Origin of the sequence: Acidipropionibacterium jensenii (assembly GCF_005890135.1) — a bacterium.
Taxonomy (GTDB): domain Bacteria; phylum Actinomycetota; class Actinomycetes; order Propionibacteriales; family Propionibacteriaceae; genus Acidipropionibacterium; species Acidipropionibacterium jensenii.
Genome location: NZ_CP040635.1, coordinates 1021796 through 1048298, shown reverse-complemented (window position 1 = coordinate 1048298; position 26503 = coordinate 1021796). Strand labels below are relative to the sequence as shown.

Here is a 26503-nt window from a genome sequence, read left to right as displayed (position 1 = left end):
GGGGAGACGGCGGCCTCGCCGGCCGAGTCGGAACCGGTGCCGCGCCGGACACCCACCACGATGAGGCAGATGACCAGGACGACGGCCACCGCCGCGACCAGCAGGACCTGCCAGCGTCGGGAGGAGGGGCGGGGCTGCGCCAGGTCGTGGGAGACCTGCTCGACGTCCTCGGGACGGATCCGTCCCATCGCCGGCATCTTCAGCGGGTCCGCGGACCTGGACCGACCCGACCGGGACCGGCGTCCCGAGGCCGAGGAGCCCGAGGCGGAGAAACCTGCGTCGCCTCCGCGGTCGGAGCGACCCCCGGTTCCCCGGCGCGAGGAACGGCCTCGAGCCGGCGACCCGGCACCGCGCGGCAGATCCGCGCCGTCGCCGGGGTGTCGGGGAGCCGGCACATGGGCCCACTCGCCGGCGGCCGCCTCGGGGGTCCAGTAGCCGTCCTCGTCCAGGACCGGCTCCTCGGGGGAGCCGGTGCCGTCGTCGTCGACAAAGCCGCCCGCACGGCCGGCGGAGTAGTCGACGGGCAGGCCGTCGGCGCCCACCGCCGGCTGCCGGGCGGTGGTGCCGTCCCGGTCGGGCAAACGGTCGGCACCACCGGAGCCTGTGGCGCTCCGGGAGCCGCTCGGGCCGCCGGGGCTGCCGAATCCGGAAGAACTGCCGAATCCGGCGGAACTGCCGGAACCGGTGGGAAGGGAGGTGGTGACGGTGGTCGCGCTGTCACTGGGGTAGCGCAGCCGCCGCTCGAGGTCGGCCGCCGCATCCGCGCTGCCGAGCACCCGGGTGAGCGCTTGGGCGACCTCGTTGGCGGTGCGGATCGGCACCTCGTTGTGGCGCGGCACCTCGGAGAGGATCTGGTCGCACAGCACGTCGAGGGCGGGGGAGACGCCGGCGCGGACCTGCCGAGGGGGCAGCCAGCCGTGCTGATCGGCGGGGGCCGGGACAAGACCCCAGCGCACCCGGCCGTCACGGGTGCTGGTCGGACGGGGGCTGCGGGCGGTGCCGGCCGGCCAGCGGGACACCAGGCAGGCGTAGAGCAGCCGTCCCATGTCCGAGACGTCGCGGGCCTCGCGGTCGGACCAGCTCAGCGACTGGTCGCCGGGCCAGGGATGGAGGGCGGCCTGGATGAGCAGGCCGACGATCTTGACATTGCCGGTCGAGGTGACGATGACATTGTCGGGGTTGAGCCGCTCGTGGAAGATTCCCTGACTGTGCAGCGGGGCGAGGGCGTCGGCCAGCTCGCGGACGATCCAGGCGGCCTCCAGGGCCGACAGCGGGCCGGACTGCAGAAGCTCGGAGATCGATCGACCGGGGGCGAACTCGCAGACGATGTAGGCCCCGGGATCCCCGGGACCGGCGGCGACGGCGTCCAGCACCCGGAGGAAGCGGGAGTCGGTGGCGACCGCCGCGCGGCGGGCCGCCGCGAGCACCTCGGTGGTGTGGGCGCCGTTGGAGGCCAGGATGTGCATCAGCACGGGGCGGTGGAGTTTGAGGTCGAAGGCCCGCCAAGTCATCGTCCCCAGCGGCCGGCCGAGCTCCTGATCGAGTCGGAACCGACCCCCGAGCTGGGCTCCGACGCTCAGCAGCGGGACGGCGTCGGGAGCCTCCCGGTCCTCCGACCACTCCCGCGAGCGGGTGTCCTCGGAGTCATCGGGACTCGAGTCGACGGTGGAGCGGTACCCGTTGTTGTATCCGCTGTCCACCGTCACCTCCATGCTCCTCGATCCTCGGGATCCCCGCGCCGATCCCGACGACATCGGACCATCGGGCCAATGCCCTCATCCAGTGTGCCGCCTCGCCTGCCGGATCGGAACTCGGCTCACCGCGGAGTGGGCAAGGGGCGGGGAATGTCGGCTCTGCGGCTGCGAACCGTCGGGCGTCGTCCCCTGCTACTCGGACTGGCTGCGTGGCTCGGTGTGTGGCTCGGTGCGGGAATCGGATGACGTGCCCGGTCGCGAGGCGTGCCCGGTCTCCGCCTGCCCCTCGGGCGGGGTGCCCGGCGTCACCGGGGTGGTCGAAGTCTTCGGAGCTGTCGCCGGGGTGTCCGGCGCAGCCCCCTCGTCGGGGTGCTCGGTGGCCTCCTCCAACCCCTCCGACAGCTCCTCGGCCAGGCTCGCCGCCCCGGTGCCGTCACGGCTGCGGACCTGATGGATGCGCAGCAGGGTCGCTCCCAGCACGACCGCCCCCGAGATGATGATGATGATCCAGCCGATGTCGTCCATCCGGGTGGCCCGGACCACGAACTGGTGGGGGGACCCCAGAGGTCGGCCGGAGGGGCTGGTGAGCTGGGCCGACATCTCCACCACGCCATTGGAGCTGGCCCTGGGGGCGAACCGGATGGTCTGGGTCTCCCCCGACCTCACGGTCACCACCGGGGTGGCCGGGATGGTGATCCGCTGCGGGTTCTCCGAGGTGAAGACCACCTTGAGCCGGATGGTCTCGGCGAGCCGGTTGGTCACCGTCAACGGGAGAGCGTTGGAGGACGACGACATCACGAAACTCTCGGCGGAGTGCAGGGTGATGGAGTGACCGGCGAGCAGCTGGTCGGCCGAGGCCATCGCCTGGTTGAGCCACTGGCTGTGCCCGGCGCTGCCGAGATTCATCGAGGTGGCCCGCGACAGGGTGCGCGCCGTCTTGGTCCTGGCGAGCTCGGCATCCCCGAGGATGTCCCCCCAGTCGGCGGCGTCGCGGGCCGCATCGCCCTGGTCGGTCCACCACGATCCGCGCAGGGAGGTGGGCACCGTGCTCGACGCCGGCAGCGGGCTGGTGATGGACGGCGTCCCGACCGCCGTCGACAGCGGGGACAAGGTGAGCCAGGAGGTCAGTTCGGTGGCCGCCAGATCGGAGTCGGAGGTGACCACGGTGACGACGTGGCGTCCCGCCTGGGAGTTCAGCAGGGTCTGGGCGAGCAGCCGTCCGCGACTCTGGGCGGTACTGGTGGCGTGGTCGGGACCGCCGTCGAGAAGGCCGGCCGTCAGCGGGATCAGCGTCGTCCCCGAGACCACACTGGAGGACTCGGACGGGCTGCTGGCGGCGCTGAGCACCACCTCGGGATGCAGGGCCGAGGAGATCGCCGAGAACGACCGGCGGTCCAGCGCGCCGGCCTCGTCGACGATCGCCAGGGGGAGGGAGGAGGCCGGGTTGTCGGAGGTCAGGGCCGTCTGGGTCCTGCTCAGGACGACGGACCGGCCGGCCCGGGCGGCGCCGACCACGTCGGCATTGCCGTAGGGCAGCCGGAAGACCCGCCCGGAGGACAGCAGCGGCCGCACCTTGCCCAACCAGTCCTTCGCCGCCTGCGTCCCGGTCCCCGGCTTGCCGTCGATGGTGTAGCCGGCCGCCATCGAGGTGACCTCGTCCAGCAGGGCCGGATCGATGACCACGGTGGAGCGGCGGGAGACGGCGGCGTCGACGAGGGCATTGAGACGACCGGTGAGCTCGCCGGCCAGATGGTCGTCCATGAAGGTGCCGTCCAGCCCCACCGACGGCCGGGAGGACAGTTCGATCACCGGGGTGAGCTGGGCCTTGGTGGCGGTGTCGGAGACCACGGTGAGCACCCGGGCTCGACCCACCGTCATCCTGTCGCGGCCCTTCGGGGTGGCCTGGACGTGGACGCCGACGAGATAGCTGCCGGGAGTCGTCAGACCCATGTCCTTGGCCGTGCCACTGACCTGGAAGGGGGCGGTCTGGCCGGGCTCGAAGGTCTGGGTGGCCTCCGGGTCGGTGATGTTGTCCAGGCTGGCCTCGTTCTTCTCGTTGAACCAGCGCTCGCCCACCGGCATGGTGATCGGGGAGGCCAGCACGGAGTCCAGGGATCCGACGTCGGTGATCGGGTCGCGGGACCGCCAGAAGGAGACCTGCACCCAGGTCATCGGCACCGTGGAGGTGTTGCGCACCGTGCCGCGGATGGTGATGGTCCCGTTGGCGTCCACGGTGTCCGGGGTGACGCTGGTCACGGTGGCCAGCACCTCGGGGTTCGTCGGCTGCCGGGTGGATCTCGTGGGCATGGACGGGGCGGCCAGCGCCGTCGCCGATCCGGAGACGGTGGCCAGGGAGGCCAGGACGGCCATGATCAGGGCCAGCAGAGCGGCTGCAGGTCGACGCCATCGCCGCGGTCGCCGCGATGCGGGCGGCGTCGCGGCGGACGCCCTGTGCGAGGCTGCCGCCGGGAGCCTCCCCGATCCGGCGACAGGGGTGCGCGAACAGCTCCCTGGTCGGTCGGTCGGAGAGGTGGACATGGCGCCCATCCTATGGTCGCCGGCTGTGCGGAGGGTCGGGCACCGGCCCGCGGCTACCGCTTTCTGCCCGGCGAGGTCGCCTCACAGACCGGTCGAGGGACCTGCCGGGAGGGCGGTTCCCGGGGCTGCGATGACGTAGACGGTTCCGGCCGAACCCGACAACCAGACCCGCTCGAACTGATCGCGTCGGTAGACCACCCGGACCTGGTCGTTGTCGGCCAGCTCGTGGCTCGCCGGGTCGTTGACGACGACGTCTCCCCGATCGGTGAATCCGACCACCACCAGGAGATGGCCCTCGGTCGAGTAGCCGGCGCCGTACAGCTCCGCGGCGTCGAAGGAGACCGAGGCCGCCAGCGGGACGCCGGCCGCGATGAAGGGCTCCATCTGGGCCACCGAGGCCAGCCGGGTGACGAAGGTCGTCAGGCCGTACTCGGCGGGGTAGGCGGTCGAGAAGGCCCAGTTGCCGGCCCCGCCGTACTGGTGGTCCCAGGTGGCCCGGGCGCTGAAGGGGACGATGGCGTCGTCGGCGGGCTTGACCCAGGCGAGATCCTCCGGGGAGGGGCCGACCTGGTACCTGGTCATCACCATGGCCACCGAGGTCGCAGAGCACCAGGAGCCGCCGCCCCCGCCCCACTGCGGGTACTGGCCGCAGTGGGTCATCTGGGACAACGTGGGGACCGGGATCTCGATGCTCCGGGCCGATGTGGTGGCTGGGGTGACTGTGCTGGTGCTGGTGCTGGTGCTGGTGCTGGTGCCGGTCAGGTCGGTGGGCGCGCCCTCGCCGAGGTGCTCGGGAGTCGTGAGAGTCGGCGTCCTGGAGGCGACCGCTCCCAGCAGAGAGACCACCGGGAGCTCGGACTCGTCGGCCGGGCAGAACAGGGTCACCCGCAGCCGGTACCCGGTGATCGGTCGGGTCCCGCGGGCCCTGAGGGTGTCGGTGTCCACGACGGCGACGTCATCGGCCTGGCCGTCGACGCTGACGCGGTGGATCCCGCCGCCCTGGGCGGGAAGCTTCTCGCACCAGCGGGCCATGGTGAACCAGCTGGCCGGGGCGGTGTCGGCCGGGCTCGCGACGACGTCGCCGTCCGCGGTCCGGCTGCTGGGAGTCGGGGCGGTGTCGGGTGTGGTGGCCCAGGGCTGGATCTGAACCTCGATCCAGGAACGTCCCGGGGTCCGGGCATTCCAGGACACGATGATCTCGTCGGGGATGAGCCCGAGACTGTGCAGGGGCGAGGTCCAGGTGGCACAGCGGTAGTCCACCGGCGCGGCGTCGGCGACCCTGGTCACCTCGCCGTCGGGGGTGTCGACGAAGGGATCGGCGAAGGCGACGGGGCCCGACAGATGATCGACGGTGAGTCCCAGGTCGCCGACCCGGGTGCCGTCATGGTCGCCGTCGGCGAAGGCCTGTCGACCGGCTGCCGTCTCGGCGGGATGGGCCTGCCAGGCGTGGAACTCGATCTGGTCGGCAGGCATCGGGGTGTGCATCGCATGATCCTTCGTGAGGTCTCGGCAGGTTCCATCGGTCTTCAGGGTTGCGGTCCCCATCATCTCGTGCGGGCGTGCGGGTCTCAGGCCTGCGACTCCGGCTGATCCGCCCACCAGGACCGCAGCGCCTGGCCGGCCTCCTCGACGCTCTGGGGGCCCTCGTCCAGGCGCAGGTTGAGCAGGAACTTGTAGGCCCGCCCGACCACCGGTCCCGGCCTGATGCCGAGGATCGCCATGATCTGCTCGCCGTCCAGATCGGGACGGATCGCCTCGAGCTCCTCGCGCTCCTCGAGCTCGGCGATCCGGCGCTCCAGGTCGTCGTAGGCGAACTCGAGGCGTTCCGCCTTGCGCCGATTCATCGTCGTGCAGTCGGCCCGGGTGAGGATGTGCAGTCGTTCCAGCTGGTCACCGGCGTCGCGCACGTAGCGGCGCACCGCCGAGTCCGTCCAGCCCTGGTCCCCGTAGCCGTGGAAGCGCAGATGGAGTTCGACGAGGGTGGAGACGTCCTTGACGAACTGCGAGGGGAAGGCCAGCGCCTTGAGGCGCTTGCGGGTCAACTTGGCCCCGACCACGTCGTGGTGGTGGAAGGAGACCTTGCCGCCGGGCTCGAACCGTCGGGTCGCCGGCTTGCCGACATCGTGCATCAGCGCAGCCATCCGCCCGGTGAGGTCGGGTGAGTCGCCCCGGGAGTGCTCCAGGGCGATGGACTGCTCCACGACCGTCAGGGTGTGCTGGTACACGTCCTTGTGACGGTGGTGCTCGTCGCGCTCCAGCTGCAGGGCCGGCAGCTCTGGAAGGACATGGTCGGCGATCCCGGTGGAGACCAGCAGGTCCAGGCCCTCCCTCGGGTGGTCGGTGAGCAGCAGCTTCGACAGCTCGTCGCGGACCCGTTCGGCCGAGATGATCGCGATCCGGTCGGCCATCTCGGTCATCGCGGTGCGCACCGGGGCGGTGACGGCGAAGCCGAGCTGGGAGGTGAACCGTGCCGCCCGCATCATCCGCAGCGGGTCGTCGGAGAAGGACCGCTCCGGGGGGAAGGGGGTGCGCAGCACCCCGGCGGCGATATCGGCCAGACCGGCGTGCGGGTCGACGAACTGCCGGGTGGCGGCGTGCACGGCCATCGCGTTGACGGTGAAGTCCCGCCGGATGAGGTCCTCGTCAATGCTCGACCCGAAGGCGATCGCGGGCTTGCGGGAGTCGGGCCGGTAGACATCAGTGCGATAGGTGGTGATCTCCACCACCCAGGCATCAGGAGAGGCCTGCCCCGGGTCGCCCCCTGTCAGGGGCTCGGTGGCCGGGGCATCTGCCACCGGGATCCGGGCCCCGATGGTGCCGAAGGCGCGGCCTATGTCCCAGACCGCATGGGTTCTCGTGCGCAGCAGGGACTCGATCTCATCGGGGTGGGCATCTGAGGTGAAGTCCAGATCGTGGCCGAGGGTTCCCAGCAGGGCGTCGCGGACCGACCCGCCGACCAGGTAGAGGTCGTGGCCGTGGTCGGCGAACAGCTGGCCGAGTTCGCCGATCAGCGGGATGGTCGAGAACAGCCGATCGATCCGGTGCTCCAGCAGCTGTGGCAGCGTGAGACCCCGTTCCTCGGGGGACGGGTTCAGGCAGTCAAGAGATGCGGACACGGGGCTCTACTTTACGAGATGCCGCGGAACTGGTCAGAGTTCCCTCGGTGGCGATGAGTTCTGCCATGTGTGGGCCGGCGTGTGGGATAGTCCAGTTGCTTGTGTGCTCTGTGGCAGATCTCGTGTGGGCCCGTCGTGGCGTGCGATTGAGTTCTGCCATATGCAGGCCGGCGTGTGGATTATCCGCGTCGTGTGCTTCCCTGTGGCAGATCTCGTGGGGGCCCGTCCTGGCGTGCGGGTGAGATCTGCCATCTGTGGGCCGGCGTGTGGATAATCCGGTCGCTTGTGCGCTCACTGGCAGATCTCGCCCCTTGCAGGGGTGGGGGCACCTTGTGGGCCGTGGCGGCTCACTCCTTCCGAGGTGCGGGTGCCCGGATCCTGCGGCGGACCTCATGTCGCTCCCAGCAGCGGGCACCTCGTGGGCCGTGGCGTGCCCACTTACTCCAAGGCTGTTGGCCACCAGGGCCTCGGTGTGTGGGAACCATGGCCTCGGCAGAGGATCTCATCTCCTCTTCCCCGGGCGACGCCTGGCTGTCGGGCCCCTACCATTGCGGGCATGGGATCACAGTCCGACGCGGGCAGCGTCGTGGTCGCGGTGGACTCCTTCAAGGGGTCGTTGACCAGCGGACAGGCCTGCATGGCGGTCACCCAGGGCCTGCGGCAGGCCGAACCCGATATCGATGTCGTCTCGATCCCGGTGGCCGACGGCGGCGAGGGCACTCTGGATGCGGCGATCGCGGCCGGCTACCACTCGGTGTCGACCCGCTGCCACGGCGCCACCGGTGATCTCGCCCAGGTCGACTGGGCCCGGCGCGGGGACGATGCGGTCATCGAGATGGCAGCCTGCTGCGGCTTGGAACGGGCAGACCGGGTCTCCGGCCCGCCCACTCCCGAGCGCGCCCTGGCCGCCTCCAGCAGAGGGCTTGGTGAGGTGATCGTGGCCGCCCTGCGCGAGGGCGTGAAGTCGATCACGATCGGGATCGGGGGCTCTGCCAGCACCGATGGCGGCGCTGGAATGCTCGAGGCCCTCGGGGCGATCTTCCTCGATGCCGAACGCCGCGATGTCACACCGGGCCTGACCGGTCTGACCAAGCTCGACCTGGTCGACCTCACCCACCTCCATCCCCGGCTGGCCGATGTGAGGCTGACCGTCGCCTGCGATGTCACCAGTCCACTGCTGGGACCCGAGGGGACAGCCGCAGTCTTCGGTCCGCAGAAGGGGCTGGATGAGGCCGGCGTCGCGCTGGCCGACGAGACCCTCGAGGTCTTCTCCGGTGCGGTCGAGCCGGCTCTGGGAGTGATGCACCGCGATGATCCCGGTGCCGGGGCCGCCGGCGGGGTCGGCTGGGCGCTGATGTGTCTTGGGGCGCAGTACCGGCCCGGGGCAGAGGTCGTACTCGGCTGGTCGAATGCCGCCGAGAGGATTCGTGACGCCTCCCTGGTGATCACCGGCGAGGGTCGGCTCGACCACCAGACCCTGCTCGGCAAGACCCCCGACGCGGTGCGCCGGATCGCCCGTGAGGCCGGTGTCCCGGTCTGGGCGGTGTGCGGGGTCTGCGAACTGGAGGGCGCCGACCGGGACGCCTTCGACGGGGTTCTGGCGCTGTCGGACATCGAGCCCGATCCGAAGCGGTCGATCGCGGCCGCCCGATCGTTGCTGATCCGGCTGATCGCCGAGGCGATGGGGGAGGAGTAGCCGGCTCGTTCCACATCCCGACCGGGCCGGGCGCAGTCGGTGCAGGTGGCTGGACCGGAGTGCCATCGGTGCGGATGGTCGCACTGAACTTGGGATCATCCGAGGTGGTGGGACAGGGTCGGAACTCTGCCGGACCGGGGCCGGGGTTCGGCTGGGGGCTCGACCGGCGGGAACCGCCGCTCAGAAGGCGCCGCGGATCCGGGCCTCGTCGAAGGCGTCCTTCACCTTGCGGCGGATGGTGCGGATGACGTCGTACTGGGTTTGGGCGACGCACTTGGTGGAGATCTGGAAGGTCATCTGGTCGCCGGTGATGTCGGTGACGCCGAGCACCGTCGGGGTCTCCAGCAGGGAGTCGCTGAACTGCGGGTCCTGGTCGACCTCGCGGATCACCATCTTGAGCACCCGCATCACGACCAGGGGATCCTCGGAGGCGTGCACGGTGATGTCGGTCAGGGTGGTCGCCACTCCCTGGGTGCGATTGCCGACCGTGGTGATCTCGCCGTTGCGGATGTACCAGATCAGCCCGTCGAAGTCGCGGATCCTGGTCACCCTCAGCCCGATGTCCTCGATGGTGCCCTTGATGTCGTTGATCTCCACGACGTCCCCGACCCCGTACTGGTCCTCGAAGATCAGGAAGAGGCCGGACAACAGGTCCTTCACCAGGGTCTGGGCGCCGAAGGCCAGGGCGATGCCGGCGACACCGGCCGAGGCGAGGATCGGGGTGAGCTGGATGCCGACCGTGTCGAATCCCCACATCACCGCGATCGCCACGATCAGTGCGACGCCGATGTTGGACAGCAGCCGACCGACCGTGGTGGTGCGTTGAGCCTGGCGTTCGGCGTTGAGGCCGGTGAGCTCGCCGATCGCGATTCCGCCGTGGGTGGTCTCGGAGGACCGGCGCTTCTCGGTGCGTCGCAGCATCCAGCCGATCAGCCAGTTGATGCCCTTGCGCAGCAGCCATCGGCAGACCAGGGCGGCCACCGTGATGATCGCCAGGTTGATGGGCGTGTAGGGCCAGTTCCAGGTGAAGGACTTGACGATTGAAGTCCTCATCGGAATGAGCACGTGGAGCGGGTTCAGCAGCACCGGACCTCCGTCATGTCAGGAACGCCTTGATGATCGGGCCGGCCGTGCCGGACCCGGACTCCCCGACCTCCACCATGCACGCCACCGCGATCGACGACGTCCAGCAGATCATCCAGGCGTGGGTCTTGAGCTTTCCGCTCGGGCCGAACTCGGCGGTTCCGGTCTTGGCGCCGGTCGCCAGCCCAGACAGCACCCGTCCGGACCCCTGCTTGACGGTGGTGACCATCACCTCGCGCAACCCGGCGACCTCCTTGGTGCTCAGCGGGGTGGCCTTGGATGCTGGACGGCGGCCCTCAATGAGCCAGGGGACGACGGTCGAGCCGGCGGCCACCGAGGCCGCCAGCCCGGCCATCGCCATCGGCGAGGCGAGCACGCCGCCCTGGCCGATGACGTCGGAGGCCAGCACGTCGGCGGTGGTGGTGTCGGCGATCGAACCGTAGAAGGAGGTGAAGCCGGGGTCGTAGTCGGTGCCGACCCCGAGGCTGCCGGCCGCTCGGCGGAGGCTGGCCGAGGTGACCTTGGTGTGCTGGGAGATGAAGGCGGTGTTGCAGGACTGGGCGACGGCCTGCTTGAGGGGGATAGCCCCGGAGTAGGCGGAGTCGTAGTCGGAGTAGTTGTGGAACCGGCGTCCGTTGACGGTGATGGTCGGCGAGCAGGTCACCGTGGAGTCGGGGGTGAGCCCGGTGCGCAGCAGGGCGAGGGTGGTGGCGATCTTGAAGGTGGAGCCAGGGGCGTACTGGCCCGAGGTGGCGAAGGCGTTGGCACCGGCGTCCTTGGAGTTCGCGGCTGCCAGGATGGCACCGTCCGAGGGCCGGATCGCAACCAGGCAGGCGACCCCGGAGACCCTGGCCAGGGCCGTCTCCGCCTTGGACTGGAGGGTCGGGTCAAGGGTGAGCCTGAGCGGCTTCCCGTCGCTCTTCGGTGTGGTGAACAGCGTTGTGGGACCCGAGCTGGTGCTGCCGGACGCCGAGGTCGCGGGCTGCGGGGCCGGTGAGGCGGAGGACGTCGGATCCTTGCGCGCGACCAGGGCGATGATGTGACCGACCTTGCCGCGCAGCTGGGCGTCGTAGCGCAGCTGCAGACCGGACTTGCCGACCACGTCGCCCTCCTCGATCTCCCCCTTGCCGCGCTTGACGTCGGCCTCGTCGGCCAGTCCGGAGGTGCCCAGCAGGCCGAGGGCAAAGGTCTTGGTGGGGGCCAGCGGAAGTTCGCGGTCGGTGACCGCGGCGCCCGGGATGACACCGATGTTGCGGGGGATGTCCTGCTCGCGCAGGGTGATCGCCACCACGAAGGCCTGCGGGCCGGAGGCCTGGACCAGGGCGGTGAAGGCCTTGGGATCGATCTTCAGCTCTTTCGCCAGGGCGGTCGCCGAGCCGGCCCATTTCGTCTTGTCGATTTTCGTCTTGTCGATGCCGACGTCATGGACGGTGTGGTTGACGATGATGTCGGAGCCGTTGGTGCCGGTGATGGAGGCGCGCTCGCCGAGCTGGCGGGTGTGACGCAGCCGGGTGGCCTGGGTGAGTCGGGGGTGGATGACGGTCGGCTCCCAGGCCACCCGCCACGCGCCGCCGCTGCTCACGATGCGGGCGGTGGAGGTGAAGGTCCAGGGTTTTCCGGCCAGCGAGAGGGTGTGGGACAGGGTGGCGGTCACCGTCCCGCTCCCGGCGCCGGCGACGGAGCTGACCTTCGTGGTGGGACGCAGGCCGTCCATCCCGGCGAAGACGACCTTGAGGTCGGAGGCGGCGGTGGCAGGGTCGTCGACGGGGACGCCGGTGAGGTCGCCCCTGGTGAGGCCGGCTGCGAGCTTCTGGGCGGTCTGGCGGGCGTCGTCGGGGACATCGGAGGTCGAGTCGAACCCCTTGCATCCGCTCACGGTGACCAGTGCGGCGGCCGCCAGGGTGCCGACGGCGGCGCCCCCGAGGGCGCGGCGCGACAGGCGCGGGCCTTGTGGCGTCATGCGGCTCTCCTCCCTCGTCCCGATACCTCGGTACGTCGTGTCCGGCTTGGACCATCTGAACAGGACTGCCCTGCGTGGACCGCTTGAACGGCACTGCCCGACCCGGATCATCCGAACGGCGCCGCCGAACAGTGAACCCAGTGCGGACAGGCCGATCTCCATCCGAACTCTCCCACCGATGTCATCCGGCCGACACATGTGCGGGTGCCATCGGCAGGACCCATGAAACCACCGCACACCGACAGTCTTCAGGCGGCCCACCCAGAAGTACCCGTGTGGGGTGGTCAGGCCCGTGTGATTGGGCCCGATGCGGTTGCCTGGAGTTGGAGTCGACACGGGCTGGTGGGGCCGGGCTGGTTGGGCTGGGCTGCTGGGGCCGGCTCCGCGTTCACAGGCCCTTGGCGAGGAGGTCCTGGGCGATCCGGACCGCCCCGATCACCGGTTCGGTGGCGGTGACCACCCGCCAGCTGCGATCCTCCAGGGCGGCCAGGACGGCGTCGCGGACCGGGTTCGGGTGGCTCAGCACCCCTCCGGCCAGCACCACCTCGTGGGGGACGCCGCCTGCGCACTTCTTGGGCATGCCTGTTGTCTCTGCATCCGGGCTGACCGCAGTCTCGTCGAGCCCGCCGACCCCGACGGTTCGTGCATGATCGATCACGACCCCGTCGGTCCCGGCGTCGTCGATGACGGCGTCCAGGCTGGTGACCAGCGCCCGACCGGCCTGCTCGGCGATCCGGCCGGCGACGGCGTCGTGGCCGGCCACTCTCAGCACGATCGGTGCCATGCTGCCGATCTGTGCAGGAGTGAGGTCGTCGACCCGGCGCACCAGATCCTGACACGGATCGCCGGTGACTGGACTCACCCCCAGGGCCGTCACCAGCAGTCCGGTCAGCTCGGTGCGGGGGCCGCGTCCGTCCAGATCGGCGGCCGCCGCCCGCAGACCCTGCCAGCCGATCCACAGCCCCGAGCCGGTGTCACCGAGGATCCAGCCCAGCCCGTCGGCGCGCCGCTGCAGGACTCCGCCCTGGAAGCGCCCGGCCACCGCGCCGGTCCCCGACAGCAGGAGGTAGCCGTCGCCTCCGGAACTGGCCGAGCGGAAGGCTGCGGCCAGGTCATTCTCGACGTGCACCCGGTCGCAGATGCCCGTCAGTGCATCCCGGAAGGCCTCCGCGACCTCGTCATGACGCGCCGGTCCGGCACCCGAGGCGGCCACGACGACGACCCGGGGGCGGTGCCGTCCCAACGCGATCCTCGGGGCGACGTCATGAGGCGCGCAGTGCGCGACGTCGTGAGGGCTGTTGCGCGGGACGTCGCCAGGGCCAGCTGTGCCAGGGTTCTGCGCGGCCGCCAGGGCCATCTCGGCAGCAGTCCGGACGGCGTCGGCGGCCCCGGCGATACCGCCCCCGGCCGAGCGGAGGTTCGCGCCACCGGCCAGCCCCCGCCCCAGCAGCGCGCCGGAGCCGTCCACCAGCTCAGCTCGCGTGCTGGTCCCGCCCAGATCGATTCCCATCACCGTCACGGGCAGGAGGCTACCGCCCCTGCCACCCGGTTCCAGCGGCGCGCACCGACCCCCGGCGGATTCGCTCCGGTCGGGGGCCAGAGGCGACGTCGCGCCCCCGGTCGGCGCCGCTTTCCGGACGTGACAAGATATGGACCGCCCCAGCCACCGAAGGAGACCCTGTGATCAGCAGTTCCGAGCATCCCGAGGACCCTCGAACCACCTCCTCCGAGCTGCCCGGTATCCCTGATTCCGGACCGAAACCCCACGTCACAGCCGATTCGACGGTGGCGGCCGAGTCCTCCCCCCGGCTCACCTGGGCGACCGAGTCGCGCAACCGGAGAACCCTCGACATCGACCAGCTGGACGCCGCCGGAGTCGTCTCCGAGATCCTCGCCGAGGACGCCCGGGTGGCAGCCGCGGTGCAGGCCTGCATCGCCCAGATCGGCCGGGTCGTCGACCTGGTGGTCGCCGCGCTGAGCGCGGGAGGCAGCGTCCACTACGTCGGGGCCGGGACCTCGGGGCGGCTCGGTGTGCTGGACGCCGTCGAGCTGCTGCCCACCTACGGCATCCGGCCCGACCAGGTGATCGGTCACATGGCGGGCGGCGAGCGGGCCTTCGTGCGGGCCGTCGAGGGGGCCGAGGACTCCCCGGAACTGGGCGCCGCCGAGCTGGCGCAGGCCGGTCCGCACGATCTGGTGATCGGGATCGCCGCGAGCGGTCGGACCCCCTACGTCGGTGGCGCGCTGGCCGAGGCCAGACGTCGCGGCCTGCCGACCGCACTCATCTCCACCAATCCGAACGCCCCGCTGGCCGATCTGGCCGACATCTCGATCCTGCCCGACACCGGTCCCGAGGCGGTCACCGGATCGACCCGGATGAAGTCGGGGACCGCGCAGAAGATGACCCTCAACGCCATCTCGACGGCGGCCATGATCCGGCTCGGCAAGACCTGGTCCAATCTCATGATCGACGTCGTCGCGACCAACGAGAAGCTGCGGGTCCGGATGGTGCGGATCGTCGAGCAGGCCACCGAGGCCGATGCGGGCCGTGCGCGTGCCGCGCTGGAGGCTGCCGACGGGCGGGTCCGGGTGGCCATCGTCGCGCTGGCCGCAGGGGTCGACGTCGCGGAGGCGGAGGCGGCTCTGGAGGAGACACCGCCCAGCGCCGAGCGGGCGGGGGACCCGTCGGGGGTGCGCACCGCGATCGATCGGGCGAGGTCGGCCTCCGGTGGGTCCGGGACGACCGGTGGTGCTGTGGATTCGGGATCCGCCGGTGGTGCTGCGGGCACTGGGTCGACCGGTGGAGTCGCGCCGGCCGGGGATGACTCCGGGAGTGTTCGTGGGATCGGGAGGGACCAGCGGTGACGACCCGACTGAAGCATCTGCTGATCCCCCAGGTCGACGTCATTCCCCTCGTGGAGGACGACCTCATCTGGCTGTGGCACTGGAATGTCGAGGCGGTCGATCCCGAGTGGAAGAAGTGGGACGGCCCCTACTTCGGCGACCAGGACGACCGCAGCTACTCGGAGTTCGCCCATGACTGGCGGCCCCGGGTGAGGTCGGGGGACCGGGCGATCATCACGGTGGAGGGTCACCGCTGCGGCTTCGTCAACCGTTTCGAGATCGAGCCCGCCGGCGGCGGCTGGTGGGAGCTCGGCCTGGTGATCTTCGAGCCCCGGCTGTGGGGACAGGGGATCGGACGCCGGGCGCTGTCGTCCTGGACCCGCCAGACCTTCCAGGAGACCGACGCCCACGTCCTGACCCTCACCACCTGGAGCGGGAACACCCGGATGATGAGGTGCGCCGAGCAGCTCGGTTACACGGTCAGCGCCCGGATCCCGGAGGCGCGGTCGTGGAACGGACGCCGGTGGGACTCCATCACGATGTCCCTGCTGCGCAACCAGATCGCCTGAGGTCTGTTTTGGCGGCGTCCCGGTCTGGGGTCGCAGATCTGGTGACGGGCGTCGTCCACCATCGCCGCGTTGATCCAGTTCTGTGGCAGTTCCAGTCCACGTTGCCGCGTTGATCCAGTTACTCGGCGTTGATCCAGCTACAAGAGGATCAACGCCGAGTAACTGGATCAACGCGGAGTGGGGTCGGGCGGAGTGGGGTCGGGCGGAGAGCTTCGGCGGGCGGAGCGTCGGGCTGGATCGCAGACGGACAGACGGTAAGAGCGGGATCACAGACAGACGGCAGGAGCGGGAGCGGACCAGGTCTGAGGGGACAGCTGCCCACCCGACGTCCCCGCCGTGCCGAGGATCCCGCTGGAGCCCTACCAACGTCCTCGGCTGTCCAGGGATGCGGGAGGATGGGGACCATGAATGCGATCATGACCGTCACCGGCAACGACCATCCGGGAATCATCGCCGCCATCTCCACGGCGCTGGCTGAGATGGGGGTCAACATCGTCAACGTGTCGCAGACCCTGATGGGCGACTACTTCACCATGATCATGCAGTGCGTCCTCGGTGACGGCACCCCCGACCTGGCCACCATCCAGGCCCGGATGAAGGACGCCGGCGAGCAGGCCGGCGTCGTCGTCCACATACAGTCCGAGGCCATCTTCGACGCGATGCACAGGCTGTGATCCGATGAGCTCCGAACCGATGGACACTGCCACCACCAAGAACATCCTCGAGACCATCCACATGATCGAGGACGAGCGGCTGGACATCCGCACTGTCACGATGGGGATCTCGCTGCTCGACTGCATCGACTCCGACGGTGAGGTCGCCCGCCGCAAGATCTACGACCGCATCACCACCCGGGCCCGCGACCTGGTGCAGACCTGCCAGGGGATCGAGACCGAGCTCGGCATCCCGATCATCAACAAGCGGATCACCGTGACGCCGATCTCGCTGATCGCCGCCGCGAGCGGGGAGCACGACTACGTCCCCTTCGCCCGCACCCTGGACGCCGCTGCCAAGGAGGTCGGCGTCGACTTCCTGGGCGGATTCACCGCCCTGGTCGACAAGGGCCGCACCCACAGCGACAAGGTCCTGGTGGACTCCATCCCCCAGGCCCTCGCCGAGACCGACTACGTCTGCTCCTCGGTCAACATCGGCTCCTCGCGGGCCGGGATCAACATGTCCGCGGTCGCCGACATGGGCCGCGCGATCAAGCGCAGCGCCGAGCTCACCGCGGACGCCGGCGGCCTGGGGGCCGCGAAGCTCGTGGTCTTCGCCAACGCGGTCGGGGACAACCCCTTCATGGCCGGCGGCTTCCACGGCGTCGGGGAGGCGGACTGCTGCGTCTCGGTCGGCGTCTCGGGCCCCGGGGTGATCGCCCGCGCTCTGAAGAAGGTGCCGGGAGGATCCTTCGGGACGGTGGCCGAGACGATCAAGAAGGCCGCGTTCAAGGTGACCCGGATGGGCCAGCTGGTCGGGACGATGGCCGCCGCCCGACTCGGCGTCCCCTTCGGGATCGTCGACCTGTCCCTGGCGCCGACCCCGGCCGTCGGCGACTCGGTGGCGCGGATCCTGGAGGAGATGGGGCTGGAGCGGGTCGGCACGCACGGCACCACCGCGGCGCTGTTCCTGCTGAATGACGCCGTCAAGAAGGGCGGCATGATGGCCTGTTCGCACGTCGGCGGGCTGTCGGGGTCGTTCATCCCGGTCAGCGAGGACATCGGCATGATCGAGGCCGCCGGTCTCGGTGCGATCAGCCTGGACAAGCTCGAGGCGATGACCGCGATCTGCTCGGTGGGGCTCGACATGATCGCGCTGCCCGGGTCGACCAGCGCCGAGACGCTGTCGGCGATCATCGCCGATGAGGCGGCGATCGGCGTGATGAACCACAAGACGACGGCTGTCCGGCTGATCCCGGTTCCGGGCAAGGAGGTCGGCGAGGAGGCCGAGTTCGGGGGGCTGCTCGGGCGCGCCCCGATCATGGCCACCAGCAGGTTCGGGTCCGACGAGTTCATCGCCCGGGGAGGTCACATTCCGGCCCCGATCCACGCCTTCAGGAACTGATGCATGGCCCAGTGACGGAGGCGCCTGGGTAGTAGGTGCCGGGGTGGACCCGGGGGTGGCCGGGGCACCGGATCCCGGGCTCCACGCCTCGGCCCACCCCCAAGTACACGCCCCAAGTTCCACGCCTGGGCCCCCCAAGTTCCACGCCTAAGTTCCACGATGCTCGCGAAGTTCGACGATGCTCGCGCTATAGCGCGAGCATCGTCGAACTTCGCGAGCATCGTGACAAGGGATGGGTGGGAAGCAGGGATGGGTGGGAAGCAGGGATGGGTGGGAAGCAGGGATGGGTGGGAAGCAGGGATGGGTGGGAAGCAGGGATGGGTGGGAAGCAGGGATGGGTGGGAAGCAGGGGTGGGTGGGAAGCAGAGGAACGGGAGGACGTCGGGCCTTCCCCCGGGCGCGGATCTGGATTGCGGATCCCCAGCGGTTACCGTGGCGGACATGACAACTATCGGATTGATCGGTGCGGGACACATTGGCAGCCAGATCGCGCGGAAGGCGGTTCAGCTCGGCTACCACGTCGTCCTCAGCAACAGGCGCGGGCCCGAGGTGCTCAGGGGCCTGATCCAGGAACTCGGAGACCACGCACGGGCAGCGAGCCCCGCCGAGGCCGCCGAGGCCGCCGACCTGGCAGTGGTGACCATCCCGCTGAAGGCGATCGGCAGCGTCCCGATCGAGCCGTTGATCGGCAAGATCGTCATCGACACCAACAACTACTACCCGCAGCGCGACGGCCAGATCACGGCCCTCGACGAGGAGACCACCACGACCGCCCAGATGCTGCAGGAGCACCTCCCGGAGTCCTTCGTCGTCAAGGCCTTCAATCACATTCCGGCCGCCGACATCACCACCGCGGGCCGTCCGGCGGGCGACCCGGACCGCCGCGCCCTGGCAGTGGCCAGTGATCATGACGCCGCCCTCCTGGTCGTGTCCCGCCTCCTCGACCGCTTCGGCTTCGACCCCGTCCCGATTCAGCCGCTCAGCGAGTCCTGGCGCATCCAGCGCGACACCCCCGGCTACGTCCAGCCGCTGACCGCACCGCAATTGGTGCACGCCCTGGCGCTCGCCAAGCGCTACCGCGACATGTGACATGTGACGTGTGATCTCCGGGCATCGCGACAGTCGGGGCGACGGCGTCCTCGGTCCGGGGAACATCCGTCGGGGGTGACGCCGACAGTCCGCGGAGCATCCGTCGGGGGTGACGCCGACGGTCCGGGGAGCATCTGCCGGAGACGACGTCCTCCATCCGTCGCAGCTTGTCGTGCACCCACTCGACTCGACGACGTCCCCGGAGACAGCGGACCCGCCACCCCGGTCCGGAGCCGGCGGACGGCGTCCACCCGATGGGAGCGGACGCACCGTCCCTGAGCGGTCCTCGCCCCGGTCCCATGATCACGGCAGGATGGGACCATGGCTCAACAGCTCGGCCGACCCGAACCCCTGGACCCCCGATTCGACCGCTCCGCGTGGTGGCGCGAGGACCGTTTCGGGATGTTCATCCACTGGGGCGCCTACGCGGTGCCGGCCCGCGGGGAGTGGGTCCGGTCCTACGAGAGGCTGAGCGTGGCGGACTACCAGCCGGCCATCGACGCCTTCGACCCCGACCCGGACTTCGACGCCTGGGCCGCCACCGCCGCGGCCGCCGGGATGAGATACGTCGTGCTGACCGCCAAGCACCACGACGGCTACGCCCTGTTCGACACCGCCCTGTCGGACTACTCCACCGTCGCCACCCTCGGTCGCGACTTCGTCGCCGAGTTCCTCGCCGCCTTCCGGGCCCGCGGGATCAAGGTCGGCCTGTACTTCTCCCTGCTGGACTGGGCGCGCCCCGACTTCCCCCACCACGGCGACCTCCAGCACCCGATGCGCGACGCCGTCGAGTTCCGTGATCATCGTCCGGACCTGGCCTCCTACCGCGCGTTCATGCACGGTCAGGTCCGCGAGATCTGCTCCCACTACGGGCCCCTGGACATCCTCTGGTTCGACTTCTCCTATGCCGGGATGGGCCCCGACCAGTGGGGCGCCGCCGAGCTGATCCGGATCGTCCGGGAGCTTCAGCCCGGGGCGGTCCTGGACAACCGGCTGGAGGGATCGGGCCCCGAGCCCGGGTCGATCCTCACCGGCGACCCGACGCCGTGGTCGGGCGACTTCACCTCTCCCGAGCAGGTCATCCCCGCCGAGGGGATCCGCGATGCGGCTGGTCGACCGGTGCCGTGGGAGAGCTGTCTGACGCTCAACAACCACTGGGGATACTGCCGCCACGACGCCGACTGGAAGACCGCGCCGATGCTCATCCACAAGCTGGTGGAGTGCGTCGCCAAGGGCGGCAACATGCTGCTCAACGTCGGCCCCGACGCCCGCGGGACCTTCCCGGCACAGTCCCGCGAGATCCTGGCCGGGATCGGCGAGTGGATGGACGCCAACGCCGACTCGATCCGCGGCTGCGGCCCGGCCGGGTTACCGAAACCCGACTGGGGATGGTGGACGGCGGGCCGGGGGAGGCTTTACGCCCATGTGATGGAGTCGCCGATCGGACCACTCCAGCTTCAGGGCCTGCGCAGGGACCAGATCGACGACGTCCACCTGCTGTCCGACGGGTCCCAGGTGCCGGTCGTCGACGCCTGGTCGGTGGCCGACCACCCCGAGGAGGCCTTCGTCTCCTTCGGACCCCAGCCGGAGTGGACCTATCCGCTGCCCGATCCGGTGGACACCGTCCTGGAGGTCACCCTCCGATGAGCGCGAAGGAGCATCCGATGACACGCGAGTCCGTGGCTGAGCCCCTGGCGGGCGTCCCCGACGAGCTGCTGGAGCGCCTCGGCGTGGGTGCCGATCTGCTCGCACCGACCCGACACCTGCTGGACGCCGTCGCCGCCGATCCGGCTGCCGGTGCCAGAACCGCTGAGCTGGCGGCCGGGTTCCGCAGCCGTATCGGCCACTTCTTTGGCCAGGAGACTCTGCTGTCGGAGACCGACCTGGCCGGGTTCGGCGGGGTCGAGGGAGCCGTGCCGCTGGCTGCGCTCATCGTCGCCGGACCGGCTGTCGAGGCGTTCTGGGGTGGACTCGGGTACCCGGATGACATCATCGCCGACACCCTGTCCGACCTCGGGCGGCAGGTCCGCAAGACGGTCGCGGTGACGGGGCGGTTCGGGCTCGGTCAGGCGAGCTGGCTCGAGATGATCTGGCGCGGCGGGTTCGCCCAGCTGGGGCGTCTCCAGTTCGAGATCACTTGCTCCGATCTGGGGCGGGGAGGGGAGGGCGCTGGTTCCCTGGTGTTGTCGACCCACATCGCGCCGATCGGGTCATTGTCGCCCGACGCGGTGGCTGCCTCCCTTGGGCGGGCGCACGGATTCTTCGTGGAGCACTTCGCGGAGCTGGCCGCCGAGCCAGGCGCCTTTGAGGTTGCCGTGTGCTCGTCGTGGCTGCTCGACACCGAGTTGATGGGGCGGATGCCGGGGTCCAATGTGGATTCCTTCGCCCGGCTGTGGACGGTGTGGGACAGGAAGATCTCGGACGGCTCCGGGGTGTTCTTCGGCTTCGACCGGCCCTATTCGGACGGCGAGCGGGTCGCCGAGATCATCGATGAGCTCCCTTACGACACCCGCCTGCACCGCACCATGATCGATCAGTGGCGGGCCGGCGGGCATGTGCACAACTGCTGGGGGTGGCTCTCACTGGTGGGGTGATGTTCCGGGGAGTGGATATTTCACTCGGGGAACCGGGTATCGAGTGACGGAGACGTTCCGCGCGGGGCTTCTTCGTGTGGTGGGGTGAACATTTCACTCGGGGAAGTGGGCATCAGGTGGCGGGGATGCTCCGCGCCGGGCTCCTTCGTGTGGTTTCGTGCGGTCGGGTGAACATTTCACTCGCGGAACTGGGGTTGGTGCGCTGTGGGGTGCGGGATCCGGGGTTCGGCGAGTGATGTGTTCACCTGCGGCGGCGCAAACTCGACTCATGGGCCCGTCGAGGGTCATGAAGGACTCGGTGTTGGGGTCAGCCCAGGTCGTCGAACTGCTCGGTGACGGTCCGATCGAGATCCTCGAAGGTCTCCTCGTCGCAGAACGCCGCCTCCAGCCCGGCAAGGGTGATCTGGCGCAGATCGGCCAGCTCCCAGTCCAGCTGCTCGGCGACCAGAGTCAGCTCCCGGGTCATCGAGGTGGCGCTCATCAGGCGGTTGTCGCAGGAGATGGTCACCGGGATCCCGGCCCTCCACAGGGGCCCGATCGGATGGTCGGCGAGAGTGCGACACACTCCGGTCTGGATGTTGGAGGACGGACACACCTCAAGGGTGATGACCTTGCCGCGGACATCGGTGGCGATCGGTCCCAGACTCATCACCCCTGAGCCGTAGCTGGTGATGTCGTCGACCAGCCGGACCCCATGGCCAAGCCTCTCGGCCCCGCAGTCGATGGCGTTCTGGATCGACTCCAGCCCGTCGGCCTCCCCGGCGTGGATGGTGAGATGGCCGCCGTTGGTTCTGACTGCGTCGAACAGATCGGAGAAGCGGGACGCCGGGAAGCCGGCCTCGGGGCCCGCCAGGTCCATGCCGACCACTCCGCGACCCAGCCAGGAGACGGTCAGCCGGGCCAGTTCCGGGTCGGGGTCGAGCTGGCGCATGACGGTGATGAGCTGTCGGGCGACTACCGGCGTGCCGGCCGACCGTGCGGCGTCCATCCCCTCGGTGAGGCCCTGCTGGACGGCGGCGACGGCCTGGTCGAGGGTGAGTCCGGCGCGCAGGTGCTGCTGAGGGGCCCACCGGGTCTCGGCGTAGACGACGTGGTCGGCGGCCATGTCCTCGACGAACTCGCGGGCCACCCGGGTCAGTGCCGGAGCGGTCTGCATCAGCCCGACCGTGACGTCGAAGGTCTCCAGGTAGCGGGGCAGGGAGCCGGAGTCGGCGGTACGGAAGAACCAGTCGGCGATCTCCTCCTCCGTCTGGCCGGGAGCCTGAGTCCCTTTCTGACGACTGAGGTCCAGGACGGTGGCCGGTCGCAGGCCTCCGTCCAGGTGGTCGTGGAGGGCGACCTTGGGGGCCATGCGGACGAGATCGGGACTCAGGGACATGGGTTTGAGCCTAGCTGGGGTCATGCCCGGTGTTCGGGGTACGGATGCTCGGGGACGGTGGTTCGCCTGGGCGGGTCACGTATGGGGGGCTGCGTCGGTGTTCGGGCACGGGGGTCTGCCCCGGTGGTCGTGCCCCGTGGTCTTCCCCGTCGTTCGGTCACGGAGGTCGGGTATGGCTTTCGGCCCAGCAGTCTGCGCCGTCGTTCGGTCACGGATGCAGCCAAACGTCACGGATGCAGTGGAGCTCCACTGCATCCGTGCCTTTTGCCTGCACCTGTGCCGTTCTCCTGCCCCTGTTGGGTCTGCGGAGGGCAAACAAGGCCAGGTGGACCCGTCGGGTCCAGCGGACTTGCTGCACTTGTGCTGCTTCCCTGCATCTGTCGGGCCCGAGGGAGCAGGTACGCCCGGTGTCCGGTGGATTTGCTGCATGTGTGGCGTTGCCCTGCATCTGTGGGTTCTGCATGGTGTTGCAGGTCAGACCACATCAGATAGGCGACTGGAGTGTCCACCAAACTGGGAACGGTCCAGACAGGTCAGATCTGATGGACGTCCTGGGCCGGGTGGACTTGGGCGAAGGTCGGGTCCGGCGGGTTGGATTTGCTTGCGGACTGTGAGTGGAGCCCGGTGTTCGGGCACGGCGGTCTTCCGAGACGGTCGGTTCCGTCGTTCGGGCACGGATGCAGCCAAACGTCACGGATGCAGTGGAGCTCCACTGCATCCGTGACACCTGCCTGCACTTGTGCTGTTTTCCTGCATCTGTCGGGCCCGATGGGGGGCAAACAGGGCAGGTGGATCCGGTGGGCCCGGCAGATTTGCTGCATCTGTGCTGTTTGGCTGCATCGGTCGAGACCGGGGGGTCAGGTAGGCAGTAGGTCCGGCGGGCCGGGGGGTCAGGTAGGCAGTAGGTCCGCCAAGCCGGGAGGCCAGGTAGCCCCGAGAGGCCAAGCAGGTCAGTCAGGTTCGGTGGGCCAAACAGGACAGCATGCCCACCGGACCCCTGGGCACGGGGCAGATCAGGGACGCAGTTCGATGGGGCGGTAGGCCCTCTCCTGCTCCCCGGTATAGAGCTGGCGGGGCCGCCAGATCTTGTTGTTGGTCTGCATCTGCTCGCGGTAGTGGGCGATCCAGCCGGGCAGCCGACCGATGGCGAACAGCACGGTGAACATGTTCACCGGGAATCCCATCGCCTCGTAGATCAGCCCGGAGTAGAAGTCGACGTTCGGGTAGAGCTTGCGCTCCTTGAAGTAGTCGTCATTGAGGGCTGTCTCCTCCAGCTCCTGGGCGATCTCCAGAAGGTCTTGGCGTCCGGTGTGGAGTTTGAGGATGTTGTCCGCGTGCTCCTTGATGATCGCGGCGCGCGGGTCGTAGATCTTGTAGATCCGGTGCCCGAATCCCATCAGCTTCACATTGGACTTCTGGTCCTTGACCTTGTTGACGAACTCCTGCGTCGACATCCCGGAGTCGCGAATTCCCTGGAGCATCTCGATCACGGCCTGGTTCGCCCCGCCGTGCTTGGGCCCCGACAGAGCATTGACTCCGGCGGCCACCGAGGAGTACAGGTTCGCCCCCGAGGACCCGACCATCCGCACGGTCGACGTCGAACAGTTCTGCTCATGGTCGACGTGCAGGATGAGCAGCACCTCCAGAGCCCGGGTGACCTCGTCGTTGAACTCGTAGGGCTCGGTCGGGAAACCGAAGCTCATCCGGATGAAGTTCTCGATGTAGGACAGCGAGTTGTCCGGGTAGAGGGTCGGCTGGCCGACGGAGTTCTTGTAGGAGAAGGCGGCCAGGGTCGGCGTCTTGGCGATGAGCCGGTCGGTGGCGTTCTCGACCTGCTCGGGATCGGTGCCGGCGCTCTTCTCGGAGAAGGTCGACAGCGCCATGATCCCGGCGGCGAGCACCGGCATCGGGTGGGAGCGGCGGGGGAAGCAGCGGAACAGGTCGCGCATCCGCTCGTCGATGAGGGTGGTCCGGCGGATCCGCTGCTCGAAGACCTCCAGCTGCTCGGTGGTGGGCAGATCGCCGTAGATCACCAGGTAGGCGGTCTCCAGATAGGAGGAGTGCTTGGCCAGCTGTTCGATCGGATATCCCCGGTAGCGCAGAACTCCCTTGTCACCGTCGATATAGGTGATCTTCGAGCTGCAGGACGCCGTGTTGACGAAGGCCGGGTCGAGGAGCAGATTGCCGGTCTTGTTGAGGAACCCCGCGGTGTCGTAGCCGACCTGGCCGTTGCTGGCGGTCACCTTCTCGAGTTCGAACTCGGTGTCGCCGTCAATGAAACGCGCGGTCTCGCTCATCTTGCTCCTTTCGGGGGCACACGTCCCGCAGCTCACGGACGGTCGGGTGCAGAGTCCGGCGAGCCGTACTGCGGTGCAGTCCGGGACGGAGCGGGTTCTGGCGGTGCGGCGGACATTGTCGCGGCTGCCGACTGACGTGAGGGACGTCGTGGGTACGTCGATCCCGTGTCGCGGGGAGGACGTCGTTATGTGAGTTTCAACGTGGTGTACAGCTCATCCCAGCCTAGGGCGAGCCGGTCGGATGTCAACGCGATCCCGCCGTCAGCCGAATGGCTCGCGGGCGCGGGGCGGGGCGCTGTACGGCGCGGGGAGAACGCCGGTCGGAGGTCCTCGGCCCGGGCTCCGTGCGGCATGGACCGGACCATCCGGAGCGCACCGCGCGCTCGAGATGGTCCGAGGGCAGAGCTCTCAGCCGAGCACCGTGTAGTTCAGCCGAGCACCGTGTAGTTCACCGCGATCACTCCGGCGGAGGTGCTGGCGATCGCCGAGAATGCCGCCTGGGACAGGTCGAGGCAGCGTCCCGAGACATAGGGTCCGCGGTCGTTGATCCGCACCACGACCGACTTGCCGTTGGCCACATTGGTCACCCTGAGCCGGGTGTTGAATTTCAAGGTCTTGTTGGCGGCCGTGTAGGCGTCCGGGTCGAAGGTCTCGCCGTTGGCGGTCTCCTGGGGGTCGGAGTAGAAGGACGCCCGGCAGGATCCGGTGACGGTCGCCTGTCCCTCTCCCGAGCTGCTCGACGCCGTGTTCGCGGCCGGGCTGCTGGGCGCCGAGGTCGCCAGGTAGCGGCTGGTCACCCACTTGGTGGAGCCCCCGATGACGATCTGGGTGCGTCCGTTGGCGGTGCGGTTGGTGATCGCCAGGGAGGTTCCGGGGTCGACGTCGCCGACATACCTCGCGCCGCTGGAGGCGGTCCACAGGTTGAGGCTGGTGGTGGCGTAGCGGGTGCCGATGACGGTCGCGGTTCCCGATCCGCTCGACCCGGAGCTCGAGGAGGACCCCGAGCTCGACGCCGACTGGGACAGATATCCGGAGTTCACCCACCCCGAGCCCTGCGAGGAGCTCACGCTCACCCAGCTCCCCGAGACGTTTCCGGTGAGCACCACCCGGGTGCCACCCGGCAGCACGGTGCGCACCGCCGCGGACATCCCGGGCCCGGTGCGCAGATTGAGGGCGACGCTGGCATAGGCGACCCCGGTCTGGGAGGAGGACGTCGGGCGCGACGTCGACCCCGACTGGCCGACGGACAGGTAGGCGCTGGCCACCCAGGCGTTCTTGCCCTGGTAGCGCACCGGCGTCCATCCGCCGACCGATGCCCCGGTCACCACGATCGGGTCTCCGGGGTACAAGACGGCGATGGAGGGCCTGGAGGTGCTGGGTCCGGTGCGGACGTTGACGGCGGTGGTGGCGCGGGTGGTCGCGGTGTCGGTGGCCAGGGCGCTCGACCCGACCACGGCAGGGACGCCGAAGGCCAGGGTGCCGGCCACCGCGAGGGTCGCGGCGGTGCCGCGCACTTTCTTGACGATCAGGTGGGTGTCGATCACGGGGTGTCCTCCGACCTCGGCGGGGGCCCGTGGGGACCAGGAC

At 69.5% G+C, this 26503-nt stretch carries 17 protein-coding genes and 1 pseudogene; 8 read left to right on the top strand and 10 right to left on the bottom strand.

Translation table 11 applies throughout. The features are described 5' to 3' along the window. Positions 1 to 650: 650 nt before the first annotated feature. The 4 genes and pseudogenes from FEZ32_RS13870 to FEZ32_RS04510 form a co-directional block, all read right to left on the bottom strand. Positions 651 to 1583, bottom strand: a pseudogene (locus FEZ32_RS13870) (protein kinase family protein); the annotation flags it as partial. A 303-nt stretch (positions 1584 to 1886) separates the two neighbouring features. After that, positions 1887 to 4064 (bottom strand): DUF6049 family protein, encoded by a 2178-nt coding sequence (locus FEZ32_RS04520; protein WP_138680047.1) that lies wholly within the window; start codon positions 4062 to 4064, stop codon positions 1887 to 1889. A 249-nt stretch (positions 4065 to 4313) separates the two neighbouring features. Beyond that, positions 4314 to 5717 carry a C39 family peptidase gene (locus tag FEZ32_RS04515; protein ID WP_175415717.1) on the bottom strand — a complete coding sequence of 468 codons (1404 nt, stop codon included), beginning with the start codon at positions 5715 to 5717 and terminating at the stop codon, positions 4314 to 4316. Positions 5718 to 5800: 83 nt separating this feature from the next. Further along, a complete protein-coding gene (locus tag FEZ32_RS04510) occupies positions 5801 to 7348 on the bottom strand; it encodes a CCA tRNA nucleotidyltransferase (protein WP_028703224.1) in 1548 nt (515 codons plus the stop codon). Positions 7349 to 7904: 556 nt separating this feature from the next. Here FEZ32_RS04510 and FEZ32_RS04505 point away from each other — a divergent pair. Next, positions 7905 to 9044: a glycerate kinase gene (locus tag FEZ32_RS04505; RefSeq protein ID WP_028703225.1), complete on the top strand. Its 1140-nt coding sequence runs from the start codon at positions 7905 to 7907 to the stop codon at positions 9042 to 9044. A gap of 180 nt (positions 9045 to 9224) precedes the next feature. Here the strand turns inward: FEZ32_RS04505 and FEZ32_RS04500 are convergent, their stop codons facing one another. From FEZ32_RS04500 to FEZ32_RS04490, 3 genes are all read right to left on the bottom strand, one after another. Further along, positions 9225 to 10097 carry a mechanosensitive ion channel family protein gene (locus tag FEZ32_RS04500; RefSeq protein WP_028703226.1) on the bottom strand — a complete coding sequence of 291 codons (873 nt, stop codon included), beginning with the start codon at positions 10095 to 10097 and terminating at the stop codon, positions 9225 to 9227. A 43-nt stretch (positions 10098 to 10140) separates the two neighbouring features. Beyond that, entirely contained in the window at positions 10141 to 12087 is a 1947-nt protein-coding gene (locus tag FEZ32_RS04495; protein WP_175415716.1) for a penicillin-binding transpeptidase domain-containing protein, read from the bottom strand. Positions 12088 to 12475: 388 nt separating this feature from the next. After that, a complete protein-coding gene (locus FEZ32_RS04490; protein ID WP_244937951.1) occupies positions 12476 to 13597 on the bottom strand; it encodes an N-acetylglucosamine kinase in 1122 nt (373 codons plus the stop codon). A 170-nt stretch (positions 13598 to 13767) separates the two neighbouring features. On the opposite strand from FEZ32_RS04490, the gene murQ reads away from it, so the two are divergent. The 7 genes from murQ to FEZ32_RS04455 all read left to right on the top strand — a co-directional run bounded on the left by murQ (position 13768) and on the right by FEZ32_RS04455 (position 21241). Then, positions 13768 to 14952 (top strand): N-acetylmuramic acid 6-phosphate etherase, encoded by a 1185-nt coding sequence (gene murQ / locus FEZ32_RS04485; RefSeq protein ID WP_244937909.1) that lies wholly within the window; start codon positions 13768 to 13770, stop codon positions 14950 to 14952. Continuing rightward, positions 14949 to 15500, top strand: a complete 552-nt coding sequence (locus tag FEZ32_RS04480) for a GNAT family N-acetyltransferase (protein WP_244937908.1) — start codon at positions 14949 to 14951, stop codon at positions 15498 to 15500. Before murQ ends, FEZ32_RS04480 begins: the two co-directional genes overlap by 4 nt. Before the next feature lie 404 nt (positions 15501 to 15904). Continuing rightward, a complete protein-coding gene (locus tag FEZ32_RS04475; protein ID WP_028703229.1) occupies positions 15905 to 16174 on the top strand; it encodes an ACT domain-containing protein in 270 nt (89 codons plus the stop codon). A gap of 4 nt (positions 16175 to 16178) precedes the next feature. Beyond that, a complete protein-coding gene (locus FEZ32_RS04470) occupies positions 16179 to 17558 on the top strand; it encodes a PFL family protein (RefSeq protein WP_244937907.1) in 1380 nt (459 codons plus the stop codon). Positions 17559 to 17999: 441 nt separating this feature from the next. Further along, on the top strand, positions 18000 to 18647 hold the full coding sequence (locus tag FEZ32_RS04465; RefSeq protein ID WP_028703231.1) for an NADPH-dependent F420 reductase: 648 nt from the start codon (positions 18000 to 18002) through the stop codon (positions 18645 to 18647). 321 nt (positions 18648 to 18968) lie between these two features. Then, positions 18969 to 20294: an alpha-L-fucosidase gene (locus FEZ32_RS04460; protein WP_051238330.1), complete on the top strand. Its 1326-nt coding sequence runs from the start codon at positions 18969 to 18971 to the stop codon at positions 20292 to 20294. Positions 20295 to 20311: 17 nt separating this feature from the next. Next, a complete protein-coding gene (locus FEZ32_RS04455) occupies positions 20312 to 21241 on the top strand; it encodes an acyltransferase domain-containing protein (RefSeq protein WP_028703233.1) in 930 nt (309 codons plus the stop codon). A gap of 307 nt (positions 21242 to 21548) precedes the next feature. Here FEZ32_RS04455 and FEZ32_RS04450 read toward each other — a convergent pair whose 3' ends face one another. The 3 genes from FEZ32_RS04450 to FEZ32_RS14040 form a co-directional block, all read right to left on the bottom strand. Next, positions 21549 to 22619, bottom strand: a complete 1071-nt coding sequence (locus tag FEZ32_RS04450) for an adenosine deaminase (RefSeq protein ID WP_138680043.1) — start codon at positions 22617 to 22619, stop codon at positions 21549 to 21551. A 1013-nt stretch (positions 22620 to 23632) separates the two neighbouring features. Further along, positions 23633 to 24916 carry a citrate synthase gene (locus tag FEZ32_RS04445; RefSeq protein ID WP_097799689.1) on the bottom strand — a complete coding sequence of 428 codons (1284 nt, stop codon included), beginning with the start codon at positions 24914 to 24916 and terminating at the stop codon, positions 23633 to 23635. A gap of 428 nt (positions 24917 to 25344) precedes the next feature. Beyond that, a complete protein-coding gene (locus FEZ32_RS14040) occupies positions 25345 to 26460 on the bottom strand; it encodes a septal ring lytic transglycosylase RlpA family protein (protein WP_175415715.1) in 1116 nt (371 codons plus the stop codon). Positions 26461 to 26503: the final 43 nt, after the last annotated feature.

Excerpts from the sequence above, each read along its gene's own strand:
- FEZ32_RS04520 (WP_138680047.1), bottom strand. The coding sequence starts at position 4,064 with ATGGCCGTCCTGGCCTCCCTGGCCACCGTCTCCGGATCGGCGACGGCG.
- FEZ32_RS04505 (WP_028703225.1), top strand. The coding sequence starts at position 7,905 with ATGGGATCACAGTCCGACGCGGGCAGCGTCGTGGTCGCGGTGGACTCC.
- FEZ32_RS04460 (WP_051238330.1), top strand. The coding sequence starts at position 18,969 with ATGGCTCAACAGCTCGGCCGACCCGAACCCCTGGACCCCCGATTCGAC.
- FEZ32_RS04455 (WP_028703233.1), top strand. The coding sequence starts at position 20,312 with ATGACACGCGAGTCCGTGGCTGAGCCCCTGGCGGGCGTCCCCGACGAG.
- FEZ32_RS04470 (WP_244937907.1), top strand. The coding sequence starts at position 16,179 with ATGAGCTCCGAACCGATGGACACTGCCACCACCAAGAACATCCTCGAG.
- FEZ32_RS04465 (WP_028703231.1), top strand. The coding sequence starts at position 18,000 with ATGACAACTATCGGATTGATCGGTGCGGGACACATTGGCAGCCAGATC.
- FEZ32_RS04450 (WP_138680043.1), bottom strand. The coding sequence starts at position 22,619 with ATGTCCCTGAGTCCCGATCTCGTCCGCATGGCCCCCAAGGTCGCCCTC.
- FEZ32_RS04475 (WP_028703229.1), top strand. The coding sequence starts at position 15,905 with ATGAATGCGATCATGACCGTCACCGGCAACGACCATCCGGGAATCATC.
- FEZ32_RS04445 (WP_097799689.1), bottom strand. The coding sequence starts at position 24,916 with ATGAGCGAGACCGCGCGTTTCATTGACGGCGACACCGAGTTCGAACTC.
- FEZ32_RS04515 (WP_175415717.1), bottom strand. The coding sequence starts at position 5,717 with ATGCACACCCCGATGCCTGCCGACCAGATCGAGTTCCACGCCTGGCAG.
- FEZ32_RS04500 (WP_028703226.1), bottom strand. The coding sequence starts at position 10,097 with ATGAGGACTTCAATCGTCAAGTCCTTCACCTGGAACTGGCCCTACACG.
- FEZ32_RS04490 (WP_244937951.1), bottom strand. The coding sequence starts at position 13,597 with ATGGGAATCGATCTGGGCGGGACCAGCACGCGAGCTGAGCTGGTGGAC.
- FEZ32_RS04495 (WP_175415716.1), bottom strand. The coding sequence starts at position 12,087 with ATGACGCCACAAGGCCCGCGCCTGTCGCGCCGCGCCCTCGGGGGCGCC.